The following is a 17,490-nucleotide window of genomic DNA, read 5'->3' as shown; positions in this document are numbered from 1 at the left end:
CGCCCAGCTTAACGGTCGTTTGGGCGTGGCCCTAGCTCAGGCCAACAGATGCGGGGCGTGCTCCCGGACCGCCGCCCGCAGCCGGCGCAGCGACGGGTTGACCAGCGGATGCCCGGCCACCGTCACCGTCGGCACCGTCTCGTTGCCGTCGGCGACCGACCGACGAACGCGGCGGCGTCGGGATCCCGCCAGATGTTGACCGCCCGGTACGGCAGCCGGGCGAAGCGCAACTTCACCCACAGCTTCAGGCAGTACGTGCACATCGGCCGCCAATACAGCACGACACCGTCCCGGGCCTGCTCCATCCGGTCCCCCTCCCACCATGGCGCGCCGGCCGCGTCACGGGCCCGAGTCTGCCAGCACCGGTCGACCGGCACCGGTTCCGCTGGTCGACCGCGGGTTGCCGCTGGCCCCACATCGGCATCGACCCTGGTCAGCGACCCTTCCTCGCCGGGAGTTCGCCGCCTCGACTGGCCGCGACGCCACCCGCCCTGGCCAGTCGCTTTGTTAAGGACTTGAAATTAGCCGTGTTTCGTTACCTCCACGTTATTGACGTGTCCGCCGTCACTTCGATTGACTGCGACGGAACCGCTTCCGAAACCGGTTCCGCAACACGCCCTCAATCCCTGCGACCCGGGAGCGTCACGTGCCGATCACCATCGCCGACGTCGCCACCCGGGCGGGCGTGAGCAAGACGACCGTCTCCCGGGTACTCAACGGCAAGGGTGAAGTGAACGGTCGGACGGCGGACCGGGTCCGCGCCGTCATCACCGACCTGGGTTACGTGCCGAGCGCCCGGGCCGTCGGGCTGGCCCGCGGCCGGACCCGGGTGGTCGGCATGCTGGTACCCGCCCTCACCTGGCCCTGGATGGGTGAGGTGTTGCAGGGGGCGGTCGACGTGGTCGAGTCCGAGGGGTACGGCCTGCTGCTGTCCACCTGCAACCGGGGTGACGAGTCGATGCGGCGGTTCGCCTCCCAGGTCTCGGCGAAGTCCTTCGACGGCCTGCTGGTGGTCGAGCCCGAGGGCACCTTGGACTACATCACCGCGCTGCACGAGCGGGGCCTGCCGGTCGTGCTCATCGACGACCGGGGTCACCAGCCGGGCTTCCCCTCGGTCCGCACCACCAACGCGGCCGGCGCCGGCGCCGCCGCGGCGCACCTGCTGGGGCTTGGACGACGACGTCCGCTGGTCGTCACCGGCCTGAGCCGCTTCGGCTGCACCCGGGAGCGGCTCGACGGCTTCGCCCGCGGCTACGCCGAGGCGGGTCTGCCGATCGACCCGGCCCTGGTGGTGGAGGGCGACTTCACCTTCGAGTGCGGGCGGGCGGCGGTGGAACGCCTGCTCGCCGCCGGCGTGCCGTTCGACGCCGTGTTCGCCCACAACGACCTGTCCGCCGCCGGCGTCCTCCAAGCGCTGCGCGACGCGGGCCGCCGGGTGCCGCAGGACGTGGCGGTGGTCGGCTTCGACGACCTGCCCCTGGCCGGGCACACCCACCCGCCGCTGTCCTCGGTGCGCCAGCCGTTGCGGGAGATGGGCGCGGCCGCCGCCCGCGCGCTCATCACCCACTTCGCCGGCGCACCCCTGCCCGACACGCCGACCATCATCCCCACCAGCTTCACCGTCCGCGCCTCGACCGGCACCACCTGACGCCTCCACCGCCGTATCCAGCACCCACACCGGCGGGGCACGCGACCGCCGGTGGCAACACCGCACACCCTCCATCCACCACATCCCGCTCGAGGATCGCGGGAACACCGAGGGAGACCTCCATGAGAACAAGGCAATTACTCGCCGTCGCACTGGCCGGCGCAATGGCCACCGCCCTGGCCGCCTGCGGCGACAGCCCGAACGCCAACAAGAAGAACGGCCAGGCGGCCACCGTGCTGAACGTCGGCATGCCGAACGGCCCGCAGGCGGAGAACAACAACCCGTTCCTCACCACGTCCGCCGCGGCCTCGCTGGGCTACCGCTGGCAGATCTTCGAGCCGCTGATGATGTGGAACCCGGTGAAGCCGGCCGACCCGTTCAAGCCGTGGCTGGCGACCAAGGCGGAGTGGTCGGCGGACTACACCTCGGTCAAGGTCACCATCCGCGACAACGCCACCTGGTCCGACGGGCAGAAGCTCACGGCCGAGGACGTCGCGTTCACCTACAACCTGGTCAAGAAGTACCCGGCGCTCAACGACCAGGGCGTCCCCTACACGGACGCGACCGCCAGCGGCAACGAGGTCACGATCAAGATGGCCAGCCCGCAGTTCGTCAACCAGCAGAAGGTGCTGTGGCGGGTGCCGATCGTGCCCAAGCACCTCTGGGAGAAGATCAGCGACCCGACGACCGACGCCGTCAAGCAGCCGGTCGGCAGCGGCCCGTACACCCTGAAGTCGTTCACCCCGGCCAGCACGACCCTGACGGTGCGCGACGGCGGCTACTGGCAGGACCTGCCGAAGGTCAAGGAGCTGCGCTTCACGTCGTACACGGACAACAGCGCGCAGACCACCGCCCTCGCCAACGGCGAGTCGGAGTGGAGCTTCGTCTTCATCCCCAACTACCAGACCGTCTTCGTCGCCAAGGACCAGGAACACCACAAGGTGTGGGCCCCCGCGATCCTGGGCATCCACGGCCTCTACCTGAACACCACCAAGAAGCCGTTCGACGACCCGGCGCTGCGCCGCGCGATGAACATGGTCATCGACCGCGAGGACATCTTCACCACGGCCGAGGCCGGGTACTTCCACCCGCTGGTCAAGAGCGTGACCGGTCTGCCCAGCCCCGCCGGTGACTCCTTCATCGCCCCCGAGTTCAAGGGCCAGGACCACAAGGTCGACCTCGAGGGCGCCAAGGCGTTGCTCACCGGCGCCGGCTACAAGCTCGACGGCAACACCCTCAAGGACAAGACCGGCAAGGCCGTCACGATCAAGCTGACCGACCCGGCCGGGTGGTCCGACTACCAGACCAGCCTCGAGATCGTGAAGGACAACCTGTCGAAGATCGGCATCGCCGCGACGATCGACAAGGCCAACCAGGACGCCTGGTTCCGCAACGTCGAGCAGGGCAACTTCGAGGCGACCTTCCGGTGGACCGAGGGCGGCGCCACGCCGTACGACATCTACCGGACCATCATGGACGGCCGGCAGCTCAAGCCGATCGGCACCGCTTCCCCCGCGGGCAACTTCGGCCGCCTCAACAACCAGCAGGCGACCGAGGCCCTGACGGCCTACGCCAACGCCACCGACGAGGCCGCCCGCACCGCCGCGATGAACACGCTGCAGAAGGTCTTCGTCGACCAGATGCCGATGATCCCGGTCGGCGCGGACAACATCGGCGGCGCGTACAGCACGAAGAACTGGACCGGCTGGCCGGACGACTCGAACCCGTACGGCGCCATGCAGCCCACCCAGCCCAACGCGCTGGACGTGGTCCTGCACCTCAAGCCCGCCGGTAGCTGACCCCCCGCACCGCCTCCCCGGTCGGCCCCGGCCGGCCGGGGAGGCGGCACCCGATGTTCGTGACATCGCCATCCCAGACAGGAACTCGGCATGACGTTGAGCGAGAGCGCGGCGGCGCCGGTCGACGAGGTGGTGCTGGAGGCCGTCGGCCTGACCAAGCACTTCCCCGTCCGCAAACGGCTGCGTGACCTCTTCTCCCGGACGCCGGCAGTCGTGCACGCCGTCGACGACGTATCGTTCGCGTTGCATCGCGGCCGGGTGACCGCGCTGGTCGGGGAGTCCGGCTCCGGCAAGTCCACGGTGGCCCGGCTGCTGGCCCAGATCTACCCCCGCACCGCCGGCGACCTCCGCCTGCACGGCACGTCGACCAGGGTGCGCGGCGGTCGTCCGTTCCGGTCGTACGTGCGGCGGGTCCAGCTGATCCTGCAGGACCCGTTCGCGTCGTTGAACCCGGTGCACACCGTCCGCTACCACCTCACCCGATCGCTGCGGATCCACGGCAACGCCGGGCGCAGCGCCGAGGACCTGGAGCAGGCCCTCGCCAAGCTGCTCACCCGGGTGAGCCTCACCCCGCCCGAGCGCTACCTGGACGCCTTCCCGCACGAGCTCTCCGGCGGCCAGCGGCAGCGCGTCGCCATCGCCCGGGCGCTCGGCGCCGACCCGGAGGTGCTCCTCGCCGACGAGCCGGTCTCGATGCTCGACGTCTCGATCCGCCTCGGCGTGCTCAACCTGCTGCAGGACCTCAAGGAACGGCTCAACATCGCCATCCTCTACATCACGCACGACATCGCCTCGGCCCGCTACTTCGCCGACGAGACGATCGTCATGTACGCCGGCCGCATGGTCGAGGGCGGCGACAGCGAGATCGTCACCCAGAACTCGGCCCACCCGTACACCCGGCTGCTCACTGCGTCGGCACCGGATCCCGAGCGGATCACCGGCGACGGTGCCGGTGCCGGCATTGACGAGGCCGCCGGGAAGGACCGCGGTCAGGGTGAGCCGCCGAGCCTGATCAGTCCGCCCGCCGGCTGCCGGTTCCACCCCCGGTGCCCGCACGCCATGCGGCGCTGCACCGCGGATCTGCCGCCGCGGCTGACCGTCGGCGACCGACCCGGCCACTGGACGGCGTGCTGGCTCTACGATCCGGCCACCGTCGCCGCCGACGCCCCCGGCTCCGCCGCCCCTGACGCCGACCCGGCAGTGCCGCCACCTCCGGCGCTGGTCAAGCGGGAAGACACCGCCACCCTGGGGGAGGCACGATGAGGTTCCTCCTGCAGCGCGTGGCCTTCTACCTGTTCACGGCGTGGGCGGCGATCACGCTCAACTTCTTCATCCCGCGGCTGGTCCCGGGCGACCCGGTCCAGTCCCTCATTTCCCGCAACCAGGGCCGGATCAGCGCCGACGCCATTGAGTCGCTGCGCGTGCTGTTCGGGCTGGACGAGAACGAGAACGTCTGGGAGCAGTACCTCGACTACTGGCGGCAGCTCATCCACGGTGACCTGGGGCTGTCGTTCACCTTCTTCCCGGCGCCGGTGTCGACGGTGATCGGCGACAGCCTGCCGTGGACGGTCGGCCTGGTCGGCATCACCACGATCATCAGTTTCCTGCTCGGCACCGCCCTCGGCGTGGGCGCCGGCTGGCGGCGCGGCTCCTGGGTCGACGGGCTGCTGCCGGCCACGACGTTCCTGTCCTCGATCCCGTACTTCTGGTTGGGCCTCGTCGCCATCGCCCTGTTCGCCGGCCCGGGGAGCTTCTTCCCCTCCTCCGGCGGCTACGAGCCGGGCCTCGTGCCGGCGTTCGACCAGTACTTCATCCCGAGCGCGATCCAGCACAGCATCCTGCCCGCCGCCACCATCCTGGTCTCCTCGATGAGCGGGTGGATCCTCAGCATGCGCAACATGATGGTCACCGTCTCGTCGGAGGACTACATCACGGTCGCCCACGCGAAGGGGCTGTCGGAGCGCCGGGTGGCCCTCAGCTACGCCGCCCGCAACGCGCTGCTGCCCAACGTCTCGGGCTTCGCCCTGTCCCTCGGGTTCATCGTCGGCGGCACGCTGCTTGTGGAGATCGTCTTCTCCTACCCGGGTCTCGGGTACCAGCTCTTCCAGGCGGTCGGCGCCAAGGACTACCCGCTGATGCAGGGGATTTTCCTGATCATCACGATCTCCGTGCTGGTGGCGAACCTGCTCGCCGACGTCGCGTACCTGCTTCTCGACCCGCGGACCCGAAAGAGCTGAGCGATGACAATCTCACCGTCGAGCATCGAGCAGGTCATCCCCGGCCAGGGGGCGATGGCCCAGCCGTCGGCCGCGCCGGGCCGGGCGAAACGGCGCCGGTTCCGGTTCATCGCCAACGCCAAAGCTGCGACCGGCCTGGTCATCCTGGGCGTCTACTGCCTCTTCGCGGTCATCGGGCCGTGGGTGGCGCCGCACAACCCGGACGCGCGCAGCGGCGACGTCCTCCAGCCGCCGTCGACGGCGCACTGGTTCGGCACCACCCACCTCGGTCAGGACATCTTCAGCCAGATCCTGGTCGGCGCGCGCAGCGTCATGGTCGTGGGCCTGATCGCCGGCGTGCTGGCGACGATCCTGTCCATCCTCATCGGCGTGACGGCCGGCTACCTCGGCGGGGCCGCCGACGAGGGCCTGTCGGCAATGTCCAACGTGTTCCTGGTCATTCCCGCGCTGCCGCTGATCATCATCGTGACCTCGATCGTCGAGCAGGCCAGCGACACGCTGGTCGCGCTCATCATCGGGTGCACCTCGTGGGCGTGGGGCGCCCGGGTGCTGCGCGCACAGACGTTGTCGCTGCGGCGCCGCGACTACGTCGAGGCGGCCCGGGCCACCGGCGAACGGACCTGGCGCATCATCCTGTTCGAGATCCTGCCCAACCTCACCGCGATCATCGCGTCCGGCTTCGTCGGCACCGTCATCTTCGCCGTCATGTCGGAGATCACCCTGGCCTTCATCGGCATCTCGTCGGTCTCGTCCTGGAACTGGGGCACCATCCTGTTCTGGGCACAGGGCCAGCAGGCCCTCGCGCAGGGCGCCTGGTGGTGGTTCGTGCCGGCCGGGCTGGCCATCGCGCTGCTCGGCACCGCGCTCGCCCTGATCAACTTCGGCATCGACGAGTTCGTCAGCCCTCGGCTGCGCAGCGCCGGCAAGACCCGGATCCGCACCGCCGACGGCCGCACCGTACGGATGCGGGTCGGCTTCACCCCCGTGCTGGCGCCGTCTCGTCCGGTGCCGGCCCCCCGAGAGGAGGTTGCCCCGTGAGGGATCCGGTGCTGGAGATCCGCGGGCTCCGCGTCGACTACGGGCTCGGCGACGCGGCGGTGCACGCCGTTCGCGACGTCGACCTGACCCTGCACCGGGGCGAGGTGCTGGGGCTGGCCGGGGAGAGCGGCAGCGGCAAGTCCACCCTGGCGTACGGGCTGACCCGGCTCCTCCCGCCGCCCGGCGTGGTCAGCGGCGGCGAGGTGATCTACCACCCCGTCGACGGCCCCCCGGTCGACGTGCTGTCGCTGTCGCCGGCGCAGCTGCGGGCGTTCCGCTGGGCCGAGGCGTCCATCGTGTTCCAGGGCGCGATGAACTCCCTCAACCCGGTGCACAAGGTCTCCACCCAGTTGCTCGACGTGATCCGGGCGCACGAACCGCGGAGCACGGCCGCCGGCCGGCTGGCCCGGGCCAGGGAACTGCTGAAACTCGTCGGCATCTCGGCCGACCGGCTGCACAGCTATCCGCACCAGCTCTCCGGTGGGATGCGGCAGCGGGTGATGATCGCCATGGCGTTGGCGCTGGAACCGCAGGTCGTCATCATGGACGAGCCCACCACCGCGCTGGACGTGGTGATGCAGCGGCAGATCCTCGGCCAGCTCGCCGAGCTGCGCGAACGGCTCGGCTTCGCGGTGCTGTTCATCACCCACGACCTGTCGCTGCTGGTCGAGTTCTCCGACCGGATCGCCATCATGTACGGCGGCCGGATCGTGGAGGAGGCGCCCGCCGCCGAGCTGTACCGACGGGCCCTGCACCCCTACACCGACGGGTTGCTGCACTCCTTCCCGGCGCTGCGCGGCCCGCGCCGCGAGCTGACCGGCATTCCGGGCTCCCCGCCGGACCTGCGCGCGATGCCTACCGGCTGCGCCTTCCATCCGCGCTGCCCGCGGGCCTTTACGCCCTGCGACGCGGAGCTGCCGCCGCTCGGGCCGCCCGGCGACGACGACCCGCGCCGCGCCGTCGCCTGCTGGCTGCACTCCGCGACCGCACCGGCACCCCGGTGACGCGGCCCGACCACCCCGTACCCGATCCACCCGCCACCGCAAGGAGAACCATGGACAGCGACCTCACCGCCCCGACCACCATGGGGCAGGCCGACCCGATCGACACCCTCCCGCCGACCTTCCGTTGGGGCGTGGCGACCTCGTCGTACCAGATCGAGGGCGCGGTCGCCGAGGACGGTCGGACGCCGTCCATCTGGGACACCTTCTGCCGGGTGCCCGGGGCGGTGGCCAACGGGGACCACGGCGACGTGGCCTGCGACCACTACCACCGGATGCCGCAGGACGTCGCGCTGATCGCGGACCTGGGCCTGGACACGTACCGCTTCTCGGTGGCCTGGCCGCGGGTGCAGCCGGGCGGGCGCGGCCCGGCCAACCCGGCCGGGCTGGCCTTCTACGACCGCCTCGTCGACGAGCTGCTCGGCCGCGGAGTCGACCCGTGGGTCACCCTCTACCACTGGGACCTGCCGCAGGAACTGGAGGACGCCGGCGGCTGGCCGGTCCGGGACACCGCGTACCGGTTCGCCGACTACGCGGAGCTGGTCTTCGACGCGCTCGGCGACCGGGTGAAGACCTGGACCACGCTGAACGAGCCGTGGTGCTCGGCGATGCTCGGCTACGCCTACGGCGCGCACGCCCCGGGCCGGCGGAACCTGGGCGACGGGATCGCCGCCGCGCACCACCTGCTGCTCGGCCACGGCCTGGCGGTACAGCGGCTGCGGGCGGCGGCCAGTGGGCCGGTGGACCTGGGCATCACCGTCAACCTGGCCACCGCCGACCCGGCCACCGACAGCCCGGCCGACCGGGACGCCGCCCGGGCGGCCGACGGGCTGGGCAACCGGCTCTACCTCGACCCGCTGATCCACGGCCGCTACCCGGAGGACGTGGTGGCCGACCTGGCCCGCGAGGGGGTGCGCATCCCCGTCGAGGACGGTGATCTGGCGGTGATCTCCACTCCGTTCGACGTGCTCGGGGTCAACTTCTACTTCGGCCAGGTCTTCTCCGGGTTGGACGAGCGGGGGCGGGACCGGGACGACGACGGCCGGCCGGTGCAACGGGTGGTCCGGCGGGAGCTGCCGCGCACCGCGATGGACTGGGAGATCGTCCCGGAGTCCTTCACCGAGCTGCTGGTCCGGCTCAGCCAGGACTACCCGGGCGTGCCGATGGTGATCACCGAGAACGGGGCGGCGTTCGACGACCGGCCGGACGCCGACGGATTCGTCGCCGACGACGACCGGGTGGCGTACCTCGCCGAGCACCTGCGGGCGGTGGCCCGGGCCCGGCTGGCCGGGGCGGACGTGCGCGGGTACTTCGCCTGGTCGCTGCTGGACAACTTCGAGTGGGCGTACGGGTACGACAAGCGATTCGGGATCGTGCGGGTCGACTACGACACCCAGCGGCGCACCCCGAAGCGCAGCGCGCTCTGGTACCGCGACACCGTCCGGCGGGTGCGCGGGGAGCGCTGACCGACCGGCGCAGCGGCCGCGCGGGTACTCCCACGCGGCCGCTGCGCCGTGCCCGCCCAGCCCGTCCCCTACTTTTTTCATTCCTTGACATAAGTCGGAACAAGGTGTTTTCTCAGTCATCAACATCGATCTGTTGGTCGACTCGAAGGGAGCACCAGTGCATCCCGCACCCCCCACCACCGCCCGCCGTGCCACCGCCCGCATCACCCTGGCGCTCAGCCTGGCCGCCGGCACCCTCGCCCTCGCCCCCGCCCCGGCGGCCCAGGCCGCCGGGGAGAGCGTCAACGTCTGGCTCACCACCAGCTCCGACGCCGGCGGCCGGACCGTCACCCGGGGCCTGCAACCGCAGAGCCCGCTCAGCTTCGCCACCACCAGCCCGGCCGCCACGCACACCGTCACCGTCGACGAGAACACCCGCTACCAGCAGTTCGAAGGCGCCGGCGCGTCGATCACCGACACCACCGCGTACCTGCTGCGCGGCGGGCCGGTCAGCGCCGCCACCCGCGACGAGGTGATGCGCAAGCTGTTCAGCCCCACCGACGGCATCGGGCTGTCCTTCGTCCGCAATCCGATCGGCGCCTCCGACCTGTCCCGGCCCGGCAACGTCTCACTCGACGACACCTGCTGCGACCTGAACGACTTCGGCGCGAACGGCTACGACACCAACGTCGAGCTGCTCACCGCGCAGGCCCGGCAGCTCAACCCGGGGCTGCGGGTGATGGTGGTGCCGTGGAGCGCGCCCGGCTGGATGAAGGACAACGGCCGGATGGACCAGATGGGCTGGCTGAAGTACCAGTACTACGCCACCTACGCCCAGTACTTTGTCAAGACCATCCAGGCGTACGCGGCCCGCGGCGTCAAGGTCGACTATCTCTCCGTCCAGAACGAGCCGAACTGCTGCCAGTCGGGCAACCCCACCGCCATGGACTATCCCGGGATGAGCTGGAACTCCTCCGGCCTGGTCGAGCTGACCAAGAACTTCGTCTACCCGGCGTTCCGGGCCGCCGGGATCACCACCAAGGTCCTGGTGCACGACTGGAACTACGGCGACTACGGCACCATCGGCTCCGGGCTGCTGGCCGACAGCGCGGTGCGCACCGACCCGCTCTTCGGCGGCATCGCCTGGCACGGGTACTGGGGCGACCCGGCGGTCGGCACCCAGGTCCACAACGACTACCCCGCCGTGCCGCAGTTCAGCACCGAGCACTCCGGCGGCACCTGGATCGGCAACCAGCACAACGAGGACATGGCCGACATCGTCAACTACGCGCGGAACTGGAGCCGCAGCGTGGTCAAGTGGAGCCTGGCGGTCAACCAGTTCATGGGCCCGCACAACGGCGGCTGCGGCACCTGTACCGGCCTGATCACCGTCCAGGAGGGCGGCGACCGCGCCGGACAGGTCGACTACACGGTTGAGTACTACACCACCGGGCACCTGACGAAGTTCGTCAAGCCCGGGGCGTACCGGATCGCCTCCACCGCCAACGGCACCGTCCAGAACGTCGCCTGGCGCAACCCGGACGGGTCCAAGGCGCTGATCGCGCACAACGGCGGCACCTCCACCCAGTCGGTCAAGGTGGTCTGGGGCGGCCAGTCCTTCACCTACTCCCTCCCGGCCCGCACCACCGCCACCTTCACCTGGTCCGGCAGCCAGTCCGGCGGCGGAGCGCCGACCGGCACCATCACCGGGCTCGGTGGCAAGTGCCTGGACGTGACCGACAACAGCAGCGCCGACGGCACCCCGGTGCAGATCTGGACCTGCTTCGGCGGCCCGAACCAGCAGTGGACCCGCGGCACCGACGGCACGCTCCGCTCGCTGGGCAAGTGCCTCGACGTCTCCGGCGGCGGCACCGCCGACGGCACCAGGGTGCAGCTGTGGACCTGCAACGGCACACCCGCCCAGCAGTGGACCTGGACCGCCGGGCGCGACCTGGTGAACCCGCAGGCGAACAAGTGCCTCGACGTCACCGGGAACACCTCCGCCGACGGCACGAAGGTGCAGATCTGGTCCTGCACCGGCGGCGCCAACCAGAAGTGGACCCTGCCGGCCTGAGCGAGGTCGGGCCGGCGGCGCTACCGCCGCCGGCCCGACCGTTCAGCGGGCGCGCGAGCGCGGACGGCGGGTCGGTCGCGGCGGGGCCGTGGTCACCCGGGCGGCGGCCGGGTCGCGGGGCACGCCGCCGTCGCGCAGCAGCCGGGCCATCGGCAGGGTGGCCGCACCCATCGCGACCGCGTCGGGTCCGAGCTGGCACAGCTCGATCGAGGTCTGCGCGTACGGCTGGCGCAGCGCGTGCCGCGCGGTCGCCTCCCGGATTTGCGGCAGGTACCGCTCCCCCAGCGCCAGGCCGGCCCACCCGCCGAGCACCACCCGCTCCGGGTTGAACAGGTTGACCAGCGTGGCCACGCCCGCGCCCAGGTAGCCGACCGTCTCGTCGAGCACCTTCGCCGCCGTCCGGGTCGGGGAGCGCAGCAGCTCGCCGAAGGCGCTCTCCTCGTCGCCGCCGGCCGCGGGGCGACCCCGGTTGGCCTGCCGGAACCGATCGAGCACCCCCTCCGCCCCGACGTACGCCTCCAGGCAGCCGAGGTTGCCGCAGCGGCACCGGCGACCGCCGTACACGATCGTGGTGTGGCCCCACTCGCCGGCGCTGCTGTGCGCGCCCCGGTAGCCGACCCCGTCGGCGACCACGCTGGCGCCGATGCCGGAGCCGACCAGGGCGATGACGGCGTGCCGGGCGCCCCGCCCGGCGCCGAACCACATCTCCGCCTGGCCGAGGGTCTTCGCGCCGTTGTCGATGTGCACCGGGATGTCGGTGCCGGCGCGCAGCATCGCGCCCAGCGGCACCCCGTCCCAGCCGAGGGTCTGGGCGTGCACGACGGCGTCGGCGGTCCGCTCCACCGTCCCGGAGACGGCCACGCCGAAGCCGAGTACCACGGCCGGGTCGACGCCCGCCTGCTCGACCACCGCGGCCAGCCCGTGCAGCAGGTGATCCGCCACCTGGTCCGGGTCCGGCTCGGCGGCGGCGATCGGATACTCGGCCTTGGCCAGGGCGGTCATCGCCAGGTCGAAGAGCTCGACCTGGACGCGGGTCTCGCCGACGTCGGCGCCGACCAGGTAGCCGTAGCCGGGGGCGACCCGCAGCAGCACCCGGGGGCGGCCGCCGTCGGACTCCACCGAGCCGGCCTCCTCGACGATCCCCTCGGCGATCATCTCGCCGACCAGGTTGCTCACGCTGGCCAGGCTCAGCGCGGTGCTCTGCCCCAGCTCGTGGCGGCTGAGCGGACCGTCGAGCCAGATCCGGGTGAGCAGCACCGAACGGTTGGCGCGGCGCATGTCGCGCACGGTGGTGCGTCTGGCGTCCATGTCCGCCACCTTTCCCCTGTCACCACCCGCGGCGGCTCATCCCGACCCAGATTAATGCGTTGAACCAAGCATCGAAGGATAGGGCCGTCCGGCGCGGGCGGCGGGACCCGCTACGCCGCCCCGGGCCGGGGCGTGGCTCGTCCCGCCGCCGGTCACCGGGCGCCCGGCTCCGGCCCCAGCCAACCGGCGGTCCCGACGCACGCCTCGTTGCCCTCGGCGTCGGCCAGCACCCAGTACGCCGGCGCGTACTCGTCGGTCAGCAGGCGGCCGCCCGCCGCGACCGCCGCCGCCACCCGGGCCTCGGCCCGGTCGTACGGCACCCAGACGTCAATGTGCATCCGGTTGCGCTGCGGGCGCGGCGCGTCCATCTGCTGGAACCAGAACAGCGGTCCACGACCCTGCGGGTCGATCAGGTCCTGGTCGCCGTCACCGCGGTCGAGGTAGCCGAGCAGGGCACGCCAGAACGGCAGCACGTCGGCACCGACCAGCGCGTCGATGGTGACCTGGACGTTCTGCAGGCCGGACGGGTCCGCGGGCAGGCCCAGCTCCCGCGCCACCGTCGAGATCCGCCGGGCCAGCTCCACGTCGCGCGCGGTCAGCCCGTAGAAGCCGGGAATGATCGTGATCAGGCGGACGGTCACGCCCGCCTGCCGCACGTCGACGTCCGGATGGTGGTCGTCCAGGCCGGCCAACTCACCGATCGCCTGGACGAACCGGGCGCCGGCCGCGAACGATCCGGTGCGGAAGTACCCGCACGCTCCCTCGCCCAGCACCCGCCAGTCCCCGACCCTGTCGGCCTCGTGGAACTGCCGCGGCGTGATCCGCTCGGTCGGGTCCGTCGACACCTCAGCCATGTCACTCCTCTCGCCGCCCGGCGTCGGGCGCCGGGCGGCCCAGTATCACCCGGGTTCCCGACACCCTCTGTCGTATATCTGGGTCAGGATGGGGCCGTGCGTGCCGCGCGGATGATGAGCCTGCTGCTCCAGCTCCAGGTGCGCGGCCAGGCCAGCGCGCGGGAGCTGGCCCGGCAGTTCGAGGTCAGCGAGCGGACCGTGCAGCGGGACGTGGAGGCGCTGGTCGCGGCCGGGATACCGGTGCGGTCGACCCGCGGGCCGGTGGGCGGATACCGCCTGGACCGCGGCTACCGCACCCGGCTGACCGGGGTCGGCCTGGACGAGGCCGGGGCGTTGGCGTTCCTCGGCCTCGCCGGCCCGGCCGAACAGCTCGGGCTGGGCGAGCTGCTGGAGGGCGCCCGGATCAAGGTCTGGGCCAGCCTCACCGGCGAGGCCCGGAAGCGCGCCGGGCGGACCGTGGAGCGGTTCCACCTGGACCCGGTCCGCTGGTTCGGCACACCCGAGCCGGTACCGTGCCTGACCCAGCTCGCCGACGCCGTCTGGCGCGACCGCCGGGTGCGGCTGCGGTACGTACGGGACGGGCGGGCGGCCACCCGGGAGATCGACCCCCTCGGGCTCGTCCTCACGGCCGGTGACTGGTACCTGGTCGCCCTGCGCGCCGGTCGGCGCCGCACCTACCGGGTCTCTCGAGTCCGCGAGGTGGAGCTGCTCGACGAGCCGGTGGCGCGCCCGGCCGGGTTCGACCTCGCCCGCTGCTGGGCCGACGCACGCCGGGAGCTGGAGGACGAGGAGCCGGGCGTCGAGGTCACGGTACGCGTGGCGGCCCGGGTTCTGCCGCGGCTGCGCCGCCTGGTGCCCGTCCACGGGCAGGCCCTAGTCCCGGTCACGGCGACCGCGGAGGTCGAGCTGACGGTCCCGTTCGAGAACGAGTCGTGGGCGTGCTCGGCCCTGCTCAGTCTGGGCGCCGCCGTCGAGGTCCTCCGCCCCGCCGCGATCCGGGACCGGGTGGCCGATGAGGCTCGCGGCGCCGCCGCACAGTACGCCCGCCCGCCGGCGGCGACCGCCACCTGACCGCCACCAGGGGCGGAGTTCCGGGTCTCGCGGACGAACCGGCGCCACTGGAATCACGGCTCGATGCCGGCCTGGACGTGGGCCACGCCGGCACTCACGCTGGGTGAGTGCCGGCGTTGATTGGGCAGGCGCCGTGGTCAAAGACAGTCAGTCGCAGCCCAACCCTTGGGCGTACCCGGCCGGCGGGTGTCCGGCGGCAACCTTGTCGGCGATCTCCCAGAACACCTCCGACCAGCCGCCTTCGTCCTTCATCTGGTGCAGCACCCGCCACTTGTGGCTGCTGCGCAACGCATCGCCGGCCCGCTGGAGTGCGGCGTCGTCGCCGGCCCGCTTCGCGCGTAGCCATTCGGCGATCCATGCGCAGCCGACCCGGGAAGTTACCTCCGCGCCGAACTGGTAGGAATCGTTGGTGCCCACGTCGTTCAGCGCAGCGGCGTCGAAGTTCGGCGGAAGCGGCACGTCGGCGAGCACCTTGGCCGCCTCGGCGTCCACCCGCGCCGGCGTGACGATCTCCGCCGGAAGCGCGGCCAGCCAGGTGCGCACGTCGACCCGAACGACGTCGGCGAGAACCCGGTCGAACTCGTCCCGGGTCCAGCCTCCGGCACGGAGTTCGACGAAGACACCGTCGCGGGGGCGAAGCATGACCGCGAAGTCGTTGGCGCTGTAGCGGAACAGATCACCCGGCCAGCTGTCGACCTGCACCGATTCCGGGTCGCTGACGTTGAGCCGGTCGGCGTGGTAGCCGTTGTACTGGCCAGCCGGGTACCAGTTCATCTCCAACTGCCGCCCGCCGTTGCTGAACGCGATGGTGCCCTGCTGCTTGGTGAACCCGTAGACGGTGGTCACCTTCCAACCGGACTGGTCGATCAGCAGTCGCGGGTTCTCCTCGGCGGCCTTCATGGCCACCGGCGAGTAGGCGACGGGGGTACCTGCACTGGCCGTACCTGCGGGAGCGGCCTGGCGGTCGTCCGGGTGCTCGCGAAGGACGGTGGACACGGCGAGGACGCCGATGAGAACCGCGGCCGCGGTCAGCGCGCCGGCGAAGCGGCGAACCATGCCGCGGCCCGCCCGGGACCGTGTTTGCGGTGGTTCGACGACGCGATCGAGCGTCGGCTCGGACATGATCTCCTCCAGGAGGGACTGCTTCGCCCCGTCGAGGTGCCCGATGACATCGGGTCGGTAGGGGTCGGCGTCTCGAACCATCCGTTCGAGGTGCTCCTCGGTCATCTGCCCTCCTTCGGGGCGGGTGCGGTCAGGACGTCCAGTACATGTCCGGGTGGGCCGAGGTCGTCACCGACGAGATCGCGCAGCCTGGCTCGGGCGCGGGAAAGGCGGGTACGGACCGCGGCTGGGCTCACCTGTAGGACCGCGGCCGCCTCGCGCGGCTCCAAGCCCTCCCAGATGGTGAGCATCAGCACCTCCCGGTCCCGCTCGCCGAGACGGGCCAGCGCGGCCTGAACGGCGAGCCGTTCGGGCACCTCACTGCCCGGGTCGGCGGCGATCGCAGCCGTGATCCGTTGCCGTAGCCGCTCACCCAGCCGCTGCCGGCGTATGCCGCCGCGGTGGTGGTTGGCGAGCACGCGTCGGGCGACGCCGTACAGCCACAGCCGGGCTTCGGCGTCGACCGGCATCTCGTCTCTGCGGCGCCAGGCGACGAGGAAGGTCTCGGCGACGACGTCGGCCGCGTCCTCGGGGTGCTCAACGCGCCGCATGGCGTACGCCAGCAGAGGCTCGAAGTCGCCGGCGTAGACGCGTCGGAAGCGGTCCTCGTGCTCAGTCCCGGAGCTCACATGCACCCCATGTCCGGTCGAGCGCCAATCGTGACAGGCCCCGTCCAGAAAGGCGGCAACCGGAGTACGACACACAGCGGCCGTCGAGCCAGATCGACCGTTTACATTTAACAAAGTTAACTGATAACCTCCGACACATCGATGAGGAGCCATATGATGCGACTTCGACCTGGGCTGACCGCCCTGCTCGGGGGGCCGCCGGCCTGGCCGCCAGCGCCGGCGAGACCGCGCTGGCGGCCTGCTCCGCCCCCGCCTAGGCGGAGGGCGTCACCTGGACCGCGGGCAGCCGGGCCACCTACGCCGGCCGCCTCCACCAGGCGCTCGTGACGCACACCCCGCCGGTGGGCGCCGGCTGGACACCGCCCGCCACCCCGGCCCTGTGGACGGACCTCGGCGCCTGCACTGGCACCCCGTCCCCCACCCGACCACGTCCTCCCCCACACGCACCTGCGCGACCAGGCCGCCCCCGGCCGGCAAGGTGCTCCGGGGGTACTGGGAGAGCTGGGACGGCGCGGCCAACGGGTACACCCGCCACTGGGCTGGATCCCGATCACCGATTCCCGCATCCCCGGGCACGGCTACAACGTGGTCACCGCCGCCTTCCCGGTCGTCCGCTCCGACGGCACGGTGCTCAGAGAGGACGGCATGGACGCCGGCGTCAAGGTGCCCACCCCGGCCGAGATGTGCCAGGCCAAGGCCGCCGGCCTGACCATCCTGCTGTCGATCGGCGGCGCGACCGCCTGCATCGACCTCAGCTCCGCCGCGGTCGCCGACCGGTTCGTCGCCACGGTGGTGCCGATCCTCAAGAAGTAAAACTTCGACGGCATCGACATCGACATCGAGACCGGGCTCACCGGCAGGGGCGACATCACCCGGCTCCACCTCGCAGGCCAACCTGGTTCGCATCATCGACGGGGTGCTCGCCCAGATGCCCGCCGGCTTCGGGCTCACCATGGCGCCCGAGACCACGTATGTCACCGGCGGCAGCGTCACCTACGGGTCCATCTGGGGTTCATACCTGCCGATCATCAAGCGGTACGTCGACAACGGCCGGCTCTGGTGGCTGAACATGCAGTACTACAACGGCAGCATCTACGGCTGCTCCGGCGACTCGTACGCCGCTGGCACGGTGCAGGGGTAGTCAGCAGTTCACCCCTCTGTGAGCAGACGTGCGAATTTGTGAGTATTAGTGTCGGTCTGATGAAGCTTGCCGGGTGGGCGCGTC

At 71.4% G+C, this 17,490-nt stretch carries 16 protein-coding genes; 11 read left to right on the top strand and 5 right to left on the bottom strand.

What is annotated here, in order from left to right:
* Positions 1 to 122: 122 nt before the first annotated feature.
* On the bottom strand, positions 123 to 305 hold the full coding sequence (locus I8N68_RS28715) for a glutaredoxin domain-containing protein (RefSeq protein ID WP_200215736.1): 183 nt from the start codon (positions 303 to 305) through the stop codon (positions 123 to 125).
* A gap of 341 nt (positions 306 to 646) precedes the next feature.
* Here I8N68_RS28715 and I8N68_RS28710 point away from each other — a divergent pair, with 341 nt between their 5' ends.
* The 8 genes from I8N68_RS28710 (at position 647) to I8N68_RS28675 (ending at position 11,242) form a co-directional block, all read left to right on the top strand.
* Positions 647 to 1,648, top strand: a complete 1,002-nt coding sequence (locus I8N68_RS28710; RefSeq protein WP_200215735.1) for a LacI family DNA-binding transcriptional regulator — start codon at positions 647 to 649, stop codon at positions 1,646 to 1,648.
* 122 nt (positions 1,649 to 1,770) lie between these two features.
* Positions 1,771 to 3,447 carry an ABC transporter substrate-binding protein gene (locus I8N68_RS28705; protein ID WP_200215734.1) on the top strand — a complete coding sequence of 559 codons (1,677 nt, stop codon included), beginning with the start codon at positions 1,771 to 1,773 and terminating at the stop codon, positions 3,445 to 3,447.
* A 90-nt stretch (positions 3,448 to 3,537) separates the two neighbouring features.
* The gene (locus tag I8N68_RS34375; RefSeq protein WP_200215733.1) at positions 3,538 to 4,710 is read left to right on the top strand and encodes an ABC transporter ATP-binding protein; all 1,173 of its coding nucleotides are present in this window, start codon (positions 3,538 to 3,540) and stop codon (positions 4,708 to 4,710) included.
* Complete coding sequence (locus I8N68_RS28695) at positions 4,707 to 5,684, top strand: ABC transporter permease (protein WP_200215732.1); 978 nt, start codon at positions 4,707 to 4,709, stop codon at positions 5,682 to 5,684. Before I8N68_RS34375 ends, I8N68_RS28695 begins: the two co-directional genes overlap by 4 nt.
* 3 nt (positions 5,685 to 5,687) lie before the next feature.
* On the top strand, positions 5,688 to 6,722 hold the full coding sequence (locus tag I8N68_RS28690) for an ABC transporter permease (protein WP_200215730.1): 1,035 nt from the start codon (positions 5,688 to 5,690) through the stop codon (positions 6,720 to 6,722).
* Positions 6,719 to 7,726, top strand: coding sequence for an ABC transporter ATP-binding protein (locus I8N68_RS28685; RefSeq protein WP_200215728.1), 1,008 nt, complete (start codon positions 6,719 to 6,721; stop codon positions 7,724 to 7,726). The genes I8N68_RS28690 and I8N68_RS28685 overlap by 4 nt, the downstream gene beginning before the upstream one ends.
* A gap of 50 nt (positions 7,727 to 7,776) precedes the next feature.
* The gene (locus I8N68_RS28680) at positions 7,777 to 9,189 is read left to right on the top strand and encodes a GH1 family beta-glucosidase (protein WP_200215725.1); all 1,413 of its coding nucleotides are present in this window, start codon (positions 7,777 to 7,779) and stop codon (positions 9,187 to 9,189) included.
* Between the two features lie 157 nt (positions 9,190 to 9,346).
* A complete protein-coding gene (locus I8N68_RS28675; RefSeq protein ID WP_307813013.1) occupies positions 9,347 to 11,242 on the top strand; it encodes a ricin-type beta-trefoil lectin domain protein in 1,896 nt (631 codons plus the stop codon).
* Between the two features lie 42 nt (positions 11,243 to 11,284).
* Here I8N68_RS28675 and I8N68_RS28670 read toward each other — a convergent pair whose 3' ends face one another.
* Together I8N68_RS28670 and I8N68_RS28665 are read right to left on the bottom strand one after the other, a co-directional pair.
* A complete protein-coding gene (locus I8N68_RS28670; RefSeq protein ID WP_200215723.1) occupies positions 11,285 to 12,550 on the bottom strand; it encodes an ROK family protein in 1,266 nt (421 codons plus the stop codon).
* A 152-nt stretch (positions 12,551 to 12,702) separates the two neighbouring features.
* Positions 12,703 to 13,404 (bottom strand): 4a-hydroxytetrahydrobiopterin dehydratase, encoded by a 702-nt coding sequence (locus tag I8N68_RS28665; protein ID WP_200215722.1) that lies wholly within the window; start codon positions 13,402 to 13,404, stop codon positions 12,703 to 12,705.
* 96 nt (positions 13,405 to 13,500) lie between these two features.
* Here I8N68_RS28665 and I8N68_RS28660 point away from each other — a divergent pair, with 96 nt between their 5' ends.
* Positions 13,501 to 14,475, top strand: coding sequence for a helix-turn-helix transcriptional regulator (locus I8N68_RS28660; RefSeq protein WP_200215721.1), 975 nt, complete (start codon positions 13,501 to 13,503; stop codon positions 14,473 to 14,475).
* A 147-nt stretch (positions 14,476 to 14,622) separates the two neighbouring features.
* Here the strand turns inward: I8N68_RS28660 and I8N68_RS28655 are convergent, their stop codons facing one another.
* Together I8N68_RS28655 and I8N68_RS28650 are read right to left on the bottom strand one after the other, a co-directional pair.
* Entirely contained in the window at positions 14,623 to 15,702 is a 1,080-nt protein-coding gene (locus tag I8N68_RS28655; RefSeq protein WP_200215720.1) for a hypothetical protein, read from the bottom strand.
* Positions 15,699 to 16,265, bottom strand: a complete 567-nt coding sequence (locus I8N68_RS28650) for an RNA polymerase sigma factor (protein WP_200215719.1) — start codon at positions 16,263 to 16,265, stop codon at positions 15,699 to 15,701. Before I8N68_RS28650 ends, I8N68_RS28655 begins: the two co-directional genes overlap by 4 nt.
* Before the next feature lie 585 nt (positions 16,266 to 16,850).
* Between I8N68_RS28650 and I8N68_RS33280 the strand changes: the two genes are divergently transcribed.
* Together I8N68_RS33280 and I8N68_RS33275 are read left to right on the top strand one after the other, a co-directional pair.
* Entirely contained in the window at positions 16,851 to 17,078 is a 228-nt protein-coding gene (locus I8N68_RS33280) for a glycoside hydrolase family 18 protein (protein WP_234040776.1), read from the top strand.
* Positions 17,079 to 17,181: 103 nt separating this feature from the next.
* The gene (locus tag I8N68_RS33275) at positions 17,182 to 17,406 is read left to right on the top strand and encodes a glycoside hydrolase family 18 protein (RefSeq protein WP_234040775.1); all 225 of its coding nucleotides are present in this window, start codon (positions 17,182 to 17,184) and stop codon (positions 17,404 to 17,406) included.
* Positions 17,407 to 17,490 lie beyond the last annotated feature (84 nt).

The organism is Micromonospora coerulea (assembly GCF_016598485.1).
Lineage (GTDB): Bacteria > Actinomycetota > Actinomycetes > Mycobacteriales > Micromonosporaceae > Micromonospora > Micromonospora coerulea.
The sequence above is the reverse complement of the archived record's forward strand: the minus strand, read 5'-3'. Positions and strand labels throughout refer to the sequence as shown.

Coding starts and splice junctions, on each gene's coding strand:
- I8N68_RS28690 (WP_200215730.1), top strand. CDS start 5,688: ATGACAATCTCACCGTCGAGCATCGAGCAGGTCATCCCCGGCCAGGGG.
- I8N68_RS28665 (WP_200215722.1), bottom strand. CDS start 13,404: ATGGCTGAGGTGTCGACGGACCCGACCGAGCGGATCACGCCGCGGCAG.
- I8N68_RS28705 (WP_200215734.1), top strand. CDS start 1,771: ATGAGAACAAGGCAATTACTCGCCGTCGCACTGGCCGGCGCAATGGCC.
- I8N68_RS34375 (WP_200215733.1), top strand. CDS start 3,538: ATGACGTTGAGCGAGAGCGCGGCGGCGCCGGTCGACGAGGTGGTGCTG.
- I8N68_RS28715 (WP_200215736.1), bottom strand. CDS start 305: ATGGAGCAGGCCCGGGACGGTGTCGTGCTGTATTGGCGGCCGATGTGC.
- I8N68_RS28670 (WP_200215723.1), bottom strand. CDS start 12,550: ATGGACGCCAGACGCACCACCGTGCGCGACATGCGCCGCGCCAACCGT.
- I8N68_RS28695 (WP_200215732.1), top strand. CDS start 4,707: ATGAGGTTCCTCCTGCAGCGCGTGGCCTTCTACCTGTTCACGGCGTGG.
- I8N68_RS28655 (WP_200215720.1), bottom strand. CDS start 15,702: ATGACCGAGGAGCACCTCGAACGGATGGTTCGAGACGCCGACCCCTAC.
- I8N68_RS28680 (WP_200215725.1), top strand. CDS start 7,777: ATGGACAGCGACCTCACCGCCCCGACCACCATGGGGCAGGCCGACCCG.